Source organism: Nitrospirota bacterium, assembly GCA_016194305.1.
In the GTDB taxonomy this organism is placed as follows: Bacteria; Nitrospirota; Nitrospiria; order JACQBW01; family JACQBW01; genus JACQBW01.
Genome location: JACQBW010000008.1, coordinates 159,841 through 174,421 on the forward strand (window position 1 = coordinate 159,841; position 14,581 = coordinate 174,421).

Annotated in this window: 14 protein-coding genes; 4 read left to right on the plus strand and 10 right to left on the minus strand. The window is 46.0% G+C overall.

Annotation, left to right across the window (positions count from 1 at the left end; all coding sequences use genetic code 11):
* Positions 1-44 precede the first annotated feature (44 nt).
* Positions 45-584 (plus strand): hypothetical protein, encoded by a 540-nt coding sequence (locus HY200_04130; protein MBI3594122.1) that lies wholly within the window; start codon positions 45-47, stop codon positions 582-584.
* An 11-nt stretch (positions 585-595) separates the two neighbouring features.
* Here the strand turns inward: HY200_04130 and HY200_04135 are convergent, their stop codons facing one another.
* The 8 genes from HY200_04135 to thiS form a co-directional block, all read right to left on the minus strand.
* Positions 596-2,161: a protein kinase gene (locus HY200_04135; protein MBI3594123.1), complete on the minus strand. Its 1,566-nt coding sequence runs from the start codon at positions 2,159-2,161 to the stop codon at positions 596-598.
* Between the two features lie 167 nt (positions 2,162-2,328).
* Positions 2,329-2,775 carry a M67 family metallopeptidase gene (locus HY200_04140; protein MBI3594124.1) on the minus strand — a complete coding sequence of 149 codons (447 nt, stop codon included), beginning with the start codon at positions 2,773-2,775 and terminating at the stop codon, positions 2,329-2,331.
* Entirely contained in the window at positions 2,753-3,553 is an 801-nt protein-coding gene (gene moeB, locus HY200_04145; GenBank protein MBI3594125.1) for a molybdopterin-synthase adenylyltransferase MoeB, read from the minus strand. Before moeB (HY200_04145) ends, HY200_04140 begins: the two co-directional genes overlap by 23 nt.
* Positions 3,554-3,562: 9 nt before the next feature.
* A complete protein-coding gene (locus HY200_04150; GenBank protein MBI3594126.1) occupies positions 3,563-4,078 on the minus strand; it encodes a MoaD family protein in 516 nt (171 codons plus the stop codon).
* An 11-nt stretch (positions 4,079-4,089) separates the two neighbouring features.
* Complete coding sequence (locus HY200_04155) at positions 4,090-5,391, minus strand: threonine synthase (GenBank protein ID MBI3594127.1); 1,302 nt, start codon at positions 5,389-5,391, stop codon at positions 4,090-4,092.
* Positions 5,316-6,122 carry a molybdopterin-synthase adenylyltransferase MoeB gene (gene moeB / locus HY200_04160; GenBank protein ID MBI3594128.1) on the minus strand — a complete coding sequence of 269 codons (807 nt, stop codon included), beginning with the start codon at positions 6,120-6,122 and terminating at the stop codon, positions 5,316-5,318. The genes HY200_04155 and moeB (HY200_04160) overlap by 76 nt, the downstream gene beginning before the upstream one ends.
* 94 nt (positions 6,123-6,216) lie before the next feature.
* Positions 6,217-7,146: a cysteine synthase A gene (gene cysK, locus HY200_04165; GenBank protein ID MBI3594129.1), complete on the minus strand. Its 930-nt coding sequence runs from the start codon at positions 7,144-7,146 to the stop codon at positions 6,217-6,219.
* The gene (gene thiS, locus HY200_04170; GenBank protein ID MBI3594130.1) at positions 7,143-7,343 is read right to left on the minus strand and encodes a sulfur carrier protein ThiS; all 201 of its coding nucleotides are present in this window, start codon (positions 7,341-7,343) and stop codon (positions 7,143-7,145) included. The genes cysK and thiS overlap by 4 nt, the downstream gene beginning before the upstream one ends.
* Before the next feature lie 485 nt (positions 7,344-7,828).
* On the opposite strand from thiS, the gene HY200_04175 reads away from it, so the two are divergent.
* Both HY200_04175 and HY200_04180 read left to right on the plus strand, forming a co-directional pair.
* A complete protein-coding gene (locus HY200_04175; GenBank protein ID MBI3594131.1) occupies positions 7,829-9,145 on the plus strand; it encodes a GGDEF domain-containing protein in 1,317 nt (438 codons plus the stop codon).
* 5 nt (positions 9,146-9,150) lie between these two features.
* The gene (locus HY200_04180) at positions 9,151-9,633 is read left to right on the plus strand and encodes a hypothetical protein (protein MBI3594132.1); all 483 of its coding nucleotides are present in this window, start codon (positions 9,151-9,153) and stop codon (positions 9,631-9,633) included.
* Between the two features lie 8 nt (positions 9,634-9,641).
* Here the strand turns inward: HY200_04180 and ubiE are convergent, their stop codons facing one another.
* Positions 9,642-10,382, minus strand: coding sequence for a bifunctional demethylmenaquinone methyltransferase/2-methoxy-6-polyprenyl-1,4-benzoquinol methylase UbiE (ubiE, locus tag HY200_04185; GenBank protein MBI3594133.1), 741 nt, complete (start codon positions 10,380-10,382; stop codon positions 9,642-9,644).
* Between the two features lie 101 nt (positions 10,383-10,483).
* On the opposite strand from ubiE, the gene uvrA reads away from it, so the two are divergent.
* Positions 10,484-13,300 carry an excinuclease ABC subunit UvrA gene (uvrA, locus tag HY200_04190; protein MBI3594134.1) on the plus strand — a complete coding sequence of 939 codons (2,817 nt, stop codon included), beginning with the start codon at positions 10,484-10,486 and terminating at the stop codon, positions 13,298-13,300.
* On the opposite strand, the gene HY200_04195 is transcribed toward uvrA, so the two are convergent.
* On the minus strand, positions 13,289-14,293 hold the full coding sequence (locus HY200_04195) for an alcohol dehydrogenase catalytic domain-containing protein (protein ID MBI3594135.1): 1,005 nt from the start codon (positions 14,291-14,293) through the stop codon (positions 13,289-13,291). The genes uvrA and HY200_04195 overlap by 12 nt on opposite strands.
* Positions 14,294-14,581 lie beyond the last annotated feature (288 nt).

Here is a 14,581-nt window from a genome sequence, read left to right on the forward strand (position 1 = left end):
ACTTGAAAACGATCTTTTTTATTGCTATTTTTCTGTTGGGAGACTTGCCATTAATTGGGGGTCAATCTTACCGGGATGAAACGCCCAATTCCTTTAAGATTTACAAAGATCTTCTGGATAGAATTTCGAAGGAAGATACACCGATTAATTCCGAACAGATGGAGAAATATCTCTTTCTTATGGATCCGCTGATCACAGGATTGGGGCAAAAGACACATATTGTCATAAAAGAATCGTTTAAAGAGTCGATTGCCGATAATAACCGTAAATTAATCCGCACACAGGTCATAAGGTTGATCTTGTTGGATACGCAGGATTTGATCGACTTAATCGGGCAAGAAAACGGAAATTGGAAAAATGCAAAAAGATTTGCCTTGCGGGCCGCTTTAAATTATCAGTTGATCATGGAATTTCTTCAAAAGAAACATCCAGCACTCGATGAAAAAATAAAAACCGGATTCAAGAACCTGGAATTCACCTTTTCAAACCTTGATTTAACCTCTTCCCCAAATAAACCTGATCAGGACAAAAAATTCCTCATCGAAAATTTGTCGATGATGAGAGAGGCGATCGAAAAAGAATAGAGCAGTTTATCCTAGCTTGCGAAGAGCTTTTTGACGAATCCGAATACTCCTTTGCTTTTGGAAGAATCATTTTCCGAGGGAAGTTCCGGGAGAGCAAGACATTCGTAGATGAGGGGGGTAATTTCTTCAAAACTGCGAAATCGTTTGGCCGGATCAATTTCGATCATTTTGGATATCAGCAATTTTAAATCTGTCGGATGTTTTGCGATTTCGTCATGAAACACAAGCCGGTCATTTTTTCGTTCGGGCAATGCTCCGGCCAGCATTTCATAGAGGATCGTGCCGGCCGCAAAGATATCCGCTTGTGGTGACTTGTTTTCATTCGGAACACCATACCAGTTGACAATATTCTCCTCTTTCGAATAGTGTTCTTCAAATCCGAAGTCGGACACCCGAATCTCTCCGGCGTCTGAAAAGAGGATATTGGTCGGCCGAAGATCGCCGTGAATCACCCGGTTCTTATGGGCAAAGGAAAGACCTTCGCAGACTTCCAGGATCACTTTAAGGGAATCTCTCCATGGGAGAGGTCTGACCAGGCGTTCTTTAAGATTGCCACCCTTCAAATAGCCTTCGACGATAATGTAAACCTGCGGATTTTCTGAGACGCCGAATATATCGACGATATTCTTATGGCGCAGGGTTGACAGGAGTCTTGCTTCATTGATTCCTCCCTTTGTTCTCCTGCTTTTCTTGACCACTAATAAATCTTTTGTCTCCCTTTTCTGAAAAAGATAGACTGCACCGTATGGTGTCTCCCGAATGATGTCTAGAAGGACAAAAAGGCTTTCGAGCGAAGTAATCCCCTGGAGGGCTTCCTGCTTCTGCTCGGCCTGGAGATGACCTCCCTGCGCCAGGTCCAGAAGTTTTTCCTTAAGTTCATCGATCGATTTATGGCGGTTTTCCGGTTCAGGCTCGATGCACCTGACGATGATTTCATCGAGTTTTTTTGAAATGGATGGATTGATTTCGATCGGACGTTTAAAGTCGCCCGCGGGCTTCACTCCCGTAAACATATAGAAAAGAATGACCCCGACGGAATAAAGGTCGCTTAAAACGGTCACATGTTTGGATCCTTTTTTTTGTTCCGGGGACATATAAGCCGGTGTTCCGACGATAATTCCGTTCTGGGAACTGTCAGTTGTGGTTGTCGTTTCGTCATAGAGCATCGCGACGCCAAAATCGGACACCAGGACATTTTCGACATGATCGATGAGAATATTGGACGGTTTAATATCGCGATGAATCACCCCGTTGTTGTGGGCGTAGGAAAGGGCTTTGCAAATCTGGATGACGATATTTAATTTTTTATTGGTGTCATTGGCATAGAGACCTTTCTTGATGGCATGGTCGAGTGTAAATCCATCGACATAATTCATGACAAAGTAAGGCAAACCTTCATCCGTCGTACCCCGGTCTATGACATTGATGATATTGGGATGGGAAAGCCGGGCAATAATGAGCGATTCCCGGTTAAAGTGTTCGAAAGCCTCCTTATTGGTTGTAAGCTTGGTGGCGAGCACTTTGATGGCGACAGGTCTTTCCAAAGAGGTCTGCAGACCCTTGAAGACAGTCGCCATACCTCCTTGTCCGATTTCCTCTAAAACATTGTAATTTCCAAGTTTCATCATGGTTCAAGAAAAAATCGAGTGGTCGGTCCGCATAGGACGAATCGCAGTTTTTTATTTGGGCATGCAAATTAAAATTTAACACCTTTTTTGAATTCTGTCTATCTGGCGGAAAGAGGCTAAACGATCTCGAAAGATTCTTCAGTGACCACATTCTGAGGAATTTTGAAGAGTCTCATCTGGGGTTGGGCGTGCATCAGGGTGACAATGAGGTAATAACTTTCGGGGTAATAGGCGAGCCGGATATCGGTGGCCGAAGGATAGGCGGGGGTATGCGTATGGGAATGATAAATGGCCAGTAGTTCAAGCTGATTCTGTCTCATGTTGCCAAACGCCCAGAACTGTTCCCGGGGGTCCATGAAGTAGGTGGTCGGGCTTTGATCGGAGTTTTTAATCTGATAGTGGTGTGTTACGAGATTTCCGATTCCGGCGAGGAGGCCGCAGCACTCTATTGGCTTTTCGCGCTGGGCATGAAGGTAAAGGGCTTCTTGAATCGCTTTCGGAATCTTCAGCACTGTGGCTACGGGGTGAACAGAGTCATAATCAGATCGTGCAAGACTGTTCATAGTCGATCAGTTTGGTGATTTTCGGATTCGGGCCACAAAGGACACATTTTGGGTCTTTCTTGGTTCTGACTTCCCTGAAATCCATGTCCAGAGCATCGTAAATCAGGAGTCGTTTTGACAGCGATTCACCTATTCCGATGATCTCTTTAATGGCTTCGGTTGCTTGCAGAACCCCAATTGTTCCGGCCAGTACACCTAATACACCGGCTTCCTGACAGCTTGGTATCATTCCGGCAGGAGGAGGTTCGGGATAGAGACAGCGATAACAGGGATTATCGGCGGTAGGCTTAATGGTGGTCAACTGTCCTTCAAATCGGAAGATGCTTCCGGAAATCAGGGTCTTCTTTAATAGAAAACAGGCATCGTTTACCAAAAACCGCGTTGGAAAATTATCAGAACCATCCAATACGATATCGTAATCCTTGATCAAATCCAGGATATTTTCTGAAGAGATTCGTCCCTTGATCGGACGAATGGTAATATCCGGATTGAGAGCGGACAGGGTCGCCTTCGCCGAATCGACTTTATGAACATCAATCGTTTTTGTGGAATGGAGAATCTGTCTCTGAAGATTGGAAAGGTCGACGGTGTCGTTGTCAATTATCCCGATGGTGCCGACACCGGCCGCCGCGAGATAAAGCGCTACCGGAGATCCCAGTCCTCCCGCACCGATACAAAACACCTTTGCATTGAGAAGTTTTTCTTGTCCCTTCCCTCCGATTTCCTGAAGGATGATGTTACGGCTATATCTCTCCACCTGCTGATCTGTCATGGTCATGGCATTCCTCTATTCGATGATATCTCTTTCTATCGGATCGACGGTAATTCCGGTTTTCTTCATAAAGATGACCGCCTTTTCAATTTCGTCAATTTCGCCCTGGAGTTCCAAATCCATCCAACCTGTTTTTTCACTGACATCTGCCCGCCGGATGTTCGGGATGACCGAAAATTCTTTTCCGATCAGATAAATAACCGGTTCCTTGATCTTCTGTTCCGGAAAGGTAATGTGAAATTTGAGGCTTTTTTGCGATCCCCCCGCAATTGCCGGAACGATGGAAACCTCATCGCCGTCTTTCAAGTCAGTCTCTTTTCCCTTGATAAACCGGATATCTTCTTGGTTCACATAAATATTTACGAACCGCCTCAATTCCCCATTTTCGTCGCAAATCCGGTCTTTAATTCCCGGGTAGGTTTTTTCCAGAAGATTGATCATTTCCAGGATATTATTTCCTGATATTTCTATTTCACCGGCTCCCTGCGTTATCTTCCTAAGCGGAGTGGGGATTTTTACCGTAATTGCCATGTCGTGTGCCTTTATTTTTTTGATTTAAATCGTTTTTCGAAAGCCGATAAAGAGGGTTCGATTTCAACCGGATGACCGACGGAATCGGCAACCGCTTCCTGGGTCTTTAGCCCGTTTCCTGTAATATAAGCTACTGTGACTTCATTCTTTTTAATCGTCCCCTGTTTCACCAGTTTAGAGAGAACGGCGATCGTTACACCGCCGGCGGTTTCTGCAAAGACTCCTTCTGTCCTGGCGAGGAGGTGGATTCCCTCCACGATCTCTTTATCATTGACCATCTCAATCTCTCCTTCTGTTTCAAGGGCAGTTCTGAGAGCATAGTAGCCGTCCGCGGGATTCCCAATAGCGAGCGACTTGGCAATGGTTTTCGGTTTGATCGGCTTGATGAAGTCGCTTTTTGCCTTAAATGCGGTTGCAACCGGTGAACACCCTTCAGCCTGGGCTCCATTGATCCGGGTTTTCACATTCCCGACAAGTCCCATTTTTTCAAATTCTTTCAAACCCTTAAAGATCTTGGTTAAGAGCGATCCGGAGGCAATCGGGACGACCACCTGATCGGGAGCATTCCACCCGAGCTGTTCAACGGTTTCGAAGGCTAATGTTTTGGAACCTTCGGCGTAATAGGGACGAATATTGATGTTGACAAACGCCCAGGGGTATTCGCTGGCAATTTCACTGCAGAGACGGTTGACATCGTCATAGGTTCCCTTTACGGCAATGACGGTCGGTGCATAAATCAGGTTGCCCAGTATCTTTGCAGCTTCCAGGTCATAGGGAATAAAGACATATCCCTTGAATCTCCCTTCTGCGGCATGTGCGGAAACCGAATTGGCAAGATTGCCGGTAGAAGCACAAGCGACCGTTTCGAATCCTAACTCCTTGGCCCGCGTCAGAGCAACGGCCACCACACGGTCTTTAAAGGAAAGAGTGGGGTGGTTAACCGTATCATTCTTAATATAGAGATGGTCCAGGCCGAGATGTGCCCCGAGATTTTTCGCTTCAATTAACGGAGTCATTCCGGCATGGCGTCCGATCGTGGCTTCACCTTCCACGGGAAGGAGATCAATATAACGCCAGAGGCTGAGCGGACCGGACTGGATCTTTTCTTTAGAAATTTGCTTTTTTATCCAGTCGTAATTGTAATCCACCTCGAGCGGGCCGAAGCAAAATTCACAAACATGAATTGCTTTAGCCGGATATTGTTTGCCGCATTCCCGGCATTTTAGACCTTTAATTTTCATGAAGTTTGACACACTCGCTGTTCGGATTCGGTCAGAGTGGTAATTTCCGGTTTTTCGCCGCAGAGCGGACATCGTGGATTTTTAGGGACCCGGATTTTTCTGAATTTCATCAGCAGGGCATCATGTGTCAGCAGCTGATCGGTTAAGAGGTTTCCCGCTTTCAGGATGATTTTAAACACTTCGGTGGCCTGCAAGGTACCGATAATTCCAGCCACCCCTCCAAGCACTCCCGCTTCCTGGCACGAAGGGACCAGTCCGTCGGGCGGCGGCTCTTTAAAGAGGCATCGATAACAGGCCGTCTTTCCCGGAAGGATGGTCATCATCTGCCCCGTGAAACGGAGGATTCCGCCATGAATCATCGGTTTTTTGGTGAAAAACGCGGCGTCATTGATGAGGAATTTACTGCTGAAGTTATCGGTTCCGTCGAGAATGATGTCATACTGCTTAAAAATTTCGATTGCATTCTTGGCCGTTAACCGTTCCTGGTAGGTGATCACTTTCACATCGGGGTTGATCTCTTCAATTTTTTTCTTTGCAGAAAGTACCTTTGGTGTATTGACGTCTGTGGTATGGTGGATCACCTGTCGCTGAAGGTTGCTAAGGTCGACCAGGTCCCCGTCGATTATTCCGAGTGTCCCCACTCCGCCAGCGCCAAGATAAAGGCCGGCCGGAGAACCAAGGCCTCCCGCACCGACAATAAGCACTTTAGCCTCTGAAATTCGGATCTGTCCCTTTCCTCCCACTTCCGGAAGGAGGATATGCCGGCTGTATCGTTTAATTTGGTCTTCGGTAAATTCAAACATAGTTCTCTTTCTGTCTGCCGTGGCTTAGAGCTGATTTAGAGACCTCTTGAAGCCAAACTTCCTCAGGCAGCATCAATAATTTCAATTAACCTCGTTAAATATTGAAATATTTCTCCATGCTGATATATCGTTCTCCGGTGTCGCAAAGAATCGTCACGATGTTCTTGTTCGGTCCGATCTCTCTTGCGACCTGAAGGGCCGCAAAGGTATTGGCGCCGGCAGAAATACCGACCATCATTCCTTCTTCCTTCGCAAGGCGTTTGGAAGTTCTGTAGGCGTCGTCGTCCGTGACGGTGATCACCCTGTCGAGAATTTTCCGGTTTAATACAGGAGGAATAAATCCCGCTCCAATTCCCTGAATCTTGTGAGGACCAGGCATTCCTCCCGAGAGAACCGGAGAAGTGGCCGGCTCGACGGCGATTACCTGGATCTTCGGATTGCGTGACTTAAGGACTTCTCCCACACCGGTTATCGTTCCACCTGTCCCCACACCTGCTACGAAAGCATCGATCTTTCCATCCAGATCGTTCCAGATTTCCACGGCTGTTGTCTTTCGATGAATTTCCGGGTTGGCACTATTTGTAAACTGGTTGGGCATGAAATAGTCCGGGTGTTTTGCCAGGATCTCCTTTGATTCTTTGATCGACCCCTGCATCCCTTCATAGGCGGGGGTCAGAACCAGTTCTACGCCATACGAGTTTAGTAAACTGACCCTTTCCTGACTCATACTTTCCGGCATGACGAGAATCATTTTATATCCTCGAATGGAGGCAATGAGCGCCAATCCAATTCCCGTATTTCCACTGGTTGCTTCCAGAATCGTTCCACCTGGTTTTAGAAGACCACTTTTTTCCGCTTCATTGATCATATTCAAACAGATACGGTCTTTGACACTTCCCCCCGGATTCATATATTCCGCTTTTCCGTAAACAATGCCAAACCCTTTTTCGCTTAATCGGTTGAGCTGGATCAAGGGTGTATTCCCGATGGCATGGGTCGCATCCTGGTAGTATGAAGATTTCATTTTCCTCCTCCCATATAAAATAAAAATTCAACTACATCGCCTTCCTTTAAGGAAGAGGATTCGAATTCATTTCGGTCCAATATTTTTGAATTTAATTCAACGGAAACCATCCGGGGTTCTATTTTTTTGGAAACAAGGAGGTCATGTATGGTCTCTTTTTCAAATTCTTCAAATTTTCCGTTTACTTTAAGGCGCATGCCGTCTACTCCAAGATAAAAAAAAATGGCCTTTTGAGGGCCGTCATCATCCGCTAAACCATTGATCAAAGGTACCTTTTAAGGTATCAAACTGAGTTTTACTTTGTCAAGATTTTTCAAGGTTTGGACAGTTCAGGTTGCCACTTTTCCACATCGATTGTGGAAAAATTGTTTATAATTTGACAATTTTTTAATCCGGTTCGTGGACTGAAGCGTGATAGAGCGCTCTGCCTAAATTTTGAGCCTGATATTGTCCTATAAATCAAAAAGTTAGGATTTTTAGTCCGGTTGGGGGTTTCTTAACGAAAACAGGCTGACTTGGAATTTATATTCACAACCTATTGTGTTTAAGTCATAGTAATCTACCATATATAGGTGATATTCGAGTGAGATACCCCGGGTCATTCGATGACAACAAGTGAGGTCCCGGTTTGACAAAATCGCCGATCCATGTAACATTTAATTAAATAACCTTTTGAAATTTCATGAGATTCAAGTTTTCAATCACCCAAAAACTCTTTCTAAGTTATACCATTCTGATCTTGCTCAGTCTCTTGATCGGAACTTATGCCATGTCGCGGCTCAATGCGCTCAAGGTCATGAGCAACCAGATTATCCATAACGGCATTCCCCAAATTTATATCAGCGAGAAAATGATCGAATGTATCCTTGCGCAGCAGGTCGTGCAGAAGCGGTATTTCGTTTTGAGAAGCAAGGTAAATCAGGAGCAGTTCGATCTCAGAGGCGAGGAATTCAACAAATACCTCGAAGAGATGAGAGGCAAAGGTATTGATGAAGAGCTTGGGCGAATCAGCAAGGGATACGGCGAATATCTGGTGCTCTTTACCCAGGCGGTTACGGAATCGAATGTCAACTATACCCAGTTGGTGCAAGATCAGAAAGAGCTTGAAAAACGATCCGATTTCTTAATCAAAAGAATACAGTTTTTAAAAAACAGCCTGATGGACCGGGAAAAAGAGAAACTTGTTTCATTCGACCTGTTCAATCAGCGATCGTTCTATCTTTTGGTCGTTCTTTCGGGAATGACCCTTTTCTTTGGATTTTCGTTTGTATTTTTTGTAACCTCCTATTTTTCCAAAACAATTCAAAAAATAAAACAGACCACGCAAATGATTTCAAAGGGGAAGTACGACAATTTCCCCATCTTATCTACAGAAGATGAAGTAGGGGAACTCGCGGAGTCCTTTAAAGCGATGGGGGAAAGACTCAAGGAGCTCGAAGCGATTAATCTTGACGCGAATCCACTGACCCGGCTTCCGGGGAACCTCGCAATTGAGAAGGAACTTCTCAAAAAAATTCAGAGCCGGGGCCCCCTGGCCTTCTGCCTTCTGGATCTGGACAATTTCAAAGCCTATGGCGATACTTACGGTTACGCTAAGGGGAGCGAGGTCTTAACGGTCGTCGCAGGCATTCTCCGTCAGGTGATTGAGTCAATTGGCCGGAAAGATGATTTTATCGGCCACATTGGGGGGGATGATTTCGTTCTGATTACGGACCCGGCCAGGGTCCACACGCTCTGTCAAAGAATTATCACTGAATTTGATCAGACCATTCCTTTCTATTACGATGAATCGGACAGAGCGAATGGATTTATCGTGGCCAAGGACCGAAAAGAGGTTGAACAAAAGTTTCCTTTAATGACGATTTCAATAGCCGTGGTGACCAATGAGAAGAGAAAATTTCACTCCGCTGACAAGATTGCAGAGCAGGCAGCTCAGTTGAAGCATTATGCGAAAACCTTTCCAAAAAGTATTTATGTGATCGACCAGAGGAGGATTTAACCCCGTTGCGGCTGACCCATTACTGTGCCATGGGAACATTTTTCCTCATGGTGTCTTGCGCTTCCGTTCATCCTGCCTTACCCGAATCGTCTGCTTCTGACTTACATCTGAGAAGCGAGGTTCAGACCTCCTTGGGAAAACCAAAGTCACTTTTCCAACAGGGGAAATTCAGTGAAGCTATCGTACAATACCGTAAACTGACGAGGAATAAAGACAAGTCCGTCGCAGAAACAGCTCAATATCAGTTGGCATATACCTTTGCCTATTATAAAAATATGGGAAGGGACTATCAGGAAGCGTTGAATGAATTTCAACTCTTTTTGAAAAAATATCCGGAAAGCAGTCTCAAAGAAGAGGCAGCGAACTGGGTTTCACTCCTCAATCAAGCGGTCATGAAGCAGTCCGAGAACGAACTATTACGAGATAATATTAAAAGGTTAGTTGATATAGATATTGAAGGGGAACAAAAACAGCGCCCTTCGAGATAATCGAGAAGTTATTTAATTCCCAGGTGTATCGCGACGATCCCGCCCGTTAAATTCCGGTAACTTGCTTTTTGAAATCCTTCCCTGACCATCAACTCTTTAAATGCTTCCTGGTCCGGAAATTTTCGAATGGAATCGGGAAGATACTGATATACCCCGGTTTGATCTTTTGAAATCCATTGGCCGATTCTTGGCAAAAAGATAAAAGAATAAAAATCATAAAGTTTACGCCAGAACCAGTGCTGGGGTTTTGAAAATTCGAGGCAGATAAACTGTCCCCCCGGTTTCAGAACTCGATATATCTCACGTAGTCCGGCTTGAAGATTATTGAAATTCCTGACCCCAAATCCTACCGTTACCAGATCGAAAACATTATCTTTAAATTGCATTTTTTCGGCATTTCCCTGCACCGGCGAGATTCTCTTAGACAGGCCTTTTTTCCGAATCTTGACAGTACCGACTTTGAGCATTTCCAAATTCAGATCGGAAGAAACCACTTGAGGGCCGATCTTGCTTTTTCGGGCAAGTTGAATTGCGATATCTCCCGTTCCGGACGCGAGGTCAAGTATGAACCCTTTCACCGGGATCCGGGCCGCCTGCACCACCCGCATTTTCCAGAAATAGTGGATGCCGAGACTTAACAGGGTGTTATTTAAGTCATACTTTCCCGCAATGGAAGAGAACATTTCCTGAACGTTTTTTTCTTTATTATCGAGCGAGTATTTCATCTGCATGGGGAATAGGGGTAACATTTAACTTCAAGGTGAGTCAAGCGGAAAGTCGAAGAAGAAGTAGACCGGATAATCGCCTTCATGTTACCATCATCTTTCATTTTAATTTTCATAGGATTGGAATGCAATCGAGATATATTAGTGTTAAAGGAGCCCGGGAACACAATCTCAAGAATATCGACGTCGATATTCCCCGGGACCAGCTGGTCGTCATCACAGGGCTTTCCGGATCCGGAAAATCGTCGCTGGCATTCGACACGATCTACGCGGAGGGTCAGCGCCGTTATGTCGAGTCACTTTCAGCGTATGCCCGGCAATTTCTGGAGCAGATGAGCAAACCGGATGTCGATTCGATCGAAGGCCTTTCCCCCGCTATCTCGATTGAACAGAAGACAACCAGTCGAAATCCCCGATCCACCGTCGGAACGGTTACCGAAATTTACGATTATTTCCGCCTTTTATTTGCCCGGGTGGGTCATCCGCATTGTTATCAATGCGGGAAAGAGATTGCCGCGCAAACTGTGACCCAGATGGTCGATTCCATTATGGATTTTCCAGAAGGATCCAAGATTCAAATTATGGCACCTATCATTCAAGGAAGAAAAGGGGAGTACAGGAAAGAACTGCTACAAATTAAAAAAAGCGGATTTGTACGAGTCAGAATCGATGGAAAAATTATAGAACTTTCTGAAATACCGCTTCTGGATAAAAAGAAAAAACATTCTATCGAAGTCGTAGTGGATCGAATGATTTTGAAACCGGGCATTGAAAAGCGCCTGGCGGATTCTCTCGAAACAGCGCTCGGCCTCGCCGCAGGATTAGTGATCATTTCCTATGACGCCCAGAAAGAGGTTTTATACAGTGAAAAAATGGCTTGCGTTACATGCGGAGTCAGCTATCCCGAGATGGCACCCAGAATGTTTTCGTTTAATAGTCCGCAGGGTGCTTGCATCGCCTGTGACGGACTTGGAACCACTCGAAATCTCGATCCTGATTTGATTGTGCCGGATCCTTCCCTTTCGTTGAGGGAAGGAGCGGTCAAACCATGGGAAAAACGGAGTGCCGGATTTTATTTTCAGATGATGGAGTCCCTCTCGACCCATTTTAAATTCGAATTGACGACTCCCTACGAGAAGTTGAAACCTGAATTTCAAAAGATCATCCTGTATGGGACCGAATCCGAAGCGGTGACTTTTTATTACGAACGGGAAGGGAGACGGGACTACTATAAAAAACCTTTTGAAGGGGTGATCGCAAACCTGGCGAGAAGATACCGGGACACCGATTCGGCTTATATACGTGAAGAAATTGAGAGATATATGAGCATTCAACCGTGTCCGCTCTGCAAGGGGGAACGTCTCAAAAAGGAGAGCCTGGCTGTAAAGGTTGCCAATCGGTCGATTGCGGAGGTGAGCCGGTTATCGATAAGAGAAGCAGGACGTTTTTTCGATGAGCTGCAACTGAGCGAAAAAGAAAAAGCGATTGCGCATCGGATATTAAAGGAAATCCGGGAACGGCTTGGATTCCTGGTCAGCGTTGGCGTCGACTATTTGACTCTCGATCGAGCTGCGGGAACGCTATCGGGAGGAGAAGGTCAGCGAATACGCCTGGCGACACAAATCGGTTCAAGCCTGGTTGGGGTTCTATATATTCTTGATGAACCCAGTATTGGATTGCATCAAAGAGATAATGAACGCCTTCTCAATACCCTGAAAAGATTACGCGATCTCGGAAATACGGTGCTGGTAGTAGAACATGACGACGAGACCATCCTTGAAGCGGATTATGTTATCGATATGGGACCGGGAGCAGGTCTTTTGGGTGGGAATATCATTTCACAAGGGACCCCGGAGCACATTAAGAAAGACCCTCAATCCTTGACAGGCAGGTATCTTTCCGGAGATCTGTCAATATCAATTCCCCGGCGACACCGCACCGTTCGTAAATTTTTAAAAATTAGAGGAGCCACTGAAAATAATCTCCAGAAGATAGATGTCTCGTTTCCGCTTGGCCTGCTCAGCTGTGTGACGGGAGTGTCGGGTTCAGGCAAAAGCACGCTTGTGATAGACGTTCTTTACAAAAACCTTGCCCAGCATTTTTATCGATCGACCGACAAAGGGGGTGCCTGCGAAGCGATCACCGGGCTGGAAGAACTCGATAAAGTCATTAATATTGATCAGTCCCCGATTGGTAGAACGCCGAGATCGAATCCTGCGACTTATACGGGACTTTTTACCTTTATTCGTGATTTGTTCACACAATTGCCGGAATCGAGGGCGAGAGGATATAAGCCTGGACGATATAGTTTTAATGTCAAAGGAGGTCGGTGCGAGGCCTGCCAGGGTGACGGCGTGATCAAGATTGAAATGCATTTTCTTCCGGATGTCTATGTGACCTGCGACCTCTGTAAAGGGAAAAGGTATAACCGGGAAACGCTTGATATCAAATATAAAGGGAAAAATATCGCCGACATCCTTGATCTTAGCGTGGAAGAAAGTTTAAGGTTTTTCGAATCTATTCCGCTCATTCGGTCCAGGCTGGATACCTTGAACGATGTGGGACTTGGCTATATCAAACTGGGCCAATCCGCGACGACTTTGTCTGGTGGCGAGGCTCAGAGAATCAAACTTTCTAAAGAGCTTTCAAAGAGAGGAACTGGGAGAACGCTTTATATTCTGGATGAGCCAACGACCGGACTCCACTTTGCTGATATTCAGAAACTCCTGGATGTTTTGAACCGTTTGGTGGAAAACGGAAACACAATCATTGTCATTGAACACAATCTCGATGTGATCAAGAATGCGGACTATGTGATTGACCTGGGTCCTGAGGGAGGTTTCAATGGTGGAAAAGTGGTTAAAACCGGAACTCCGGAAGAGATTTCTGAATTTCAGGAATCCTATACCGGGCACTTCCTGAAAAAGGTGTTAAAAAGTTAAGACCGCTCGAAACCGGACTTTGCCGTGTCGCAGACGATTCAACGCTTCGTTGACCTTATCGAAAGGAAATAATTCTACGTGGGCTCGGACCTTCCCTTCAGCGCCCAGATTCAAAACCTGCTTCAGATCTTCCTGAGTTCCGACCGGAGATCCGAAGATTCGAAGCCTCTTGGCAATCAGGTCAATCGGATTGACCTGAAATGTTCCTCTTCCTCCTCCGACGACAATGAGCCTTCCGTTGGGTCTGAGCGATTGTATGAGTCTTCCGATTGATACCGGCATGATTGACGAAGAGAAAATGACGTCAGCCCCATGCAATTCATGAAGTCCGGATATTGAATCCTTTTCGGATAGATCGATCACTTCGTCGCTCCCCAACTTGAACGCCAGCTCTGCTTTTTCGCGGGACCGGGTCAGAGTAATGACCTTTGCACCCTGGATTTTCGCAATCTGAATCGCCAGATGTCCCAAACCTCCCAGGCCATGTATAGCGACCTGCTCTCCCTTCCGAATTTGGGCCAGCTTGAGACCGGCAAATGAGGTGAGGCCGGCGCAGAACAGCGGGGCCGCCTGTTCGGGATTGAGCGACGTGGGAATCCGGGTGTAAGCCGAAGCAGGTGCCGTGACATATTCTGCATATCCCCCGTTCACTGTGACGCCGGTCACCTGTTGATTTTCACATAGGACAGGATCGCCCGAAAGACAAGATGGGCACTTAAGACAGGTGGAATGGACCCAGGTCAGACCCACCGGATCACCTTGTTTGAAATCTCGGACCTGATCACCCATTGAGACGATTGTCCCCACGACTTCATGCCCGGGAATTCGGGGCGTTTGGTGAAATTCCCATTCTCCGTCCAGCAGATGCAGGTCGCTGTGGCAAATTCCGCAGGCTTGAACTTTAATCAGGATATCGTGAGGGCCAGGAACAGGGGTCGGTACGTTTTCCAGCAGTAACGGCTTTCGCTGGGTATGAAGGAGTGCAGCTTTCACACTCGAATTTTATGATTTTTAAGAAAAATGAGCAAGAAAATAGTGCTCGCCCGATCCGAATTCCAGAGCCGGCTTTTTGGGCTGGCTCTGACTCGGTCAATGTCTTATTACATGACGACCTCCTTATTGAACGAGAAGTAAAGAGTAGGGTCACCCATTAGAGCGGGGATCAAGAGAAAAAAAGTCCTTCCTCGCAGGTTTTTTGATTTAAAAACCCGTTTGATCTGTTTATAGAAAGGTCTTTTGTGACTGCAGCCTTCGTTTCATTGGTTTGAAGTCAGTCATTTG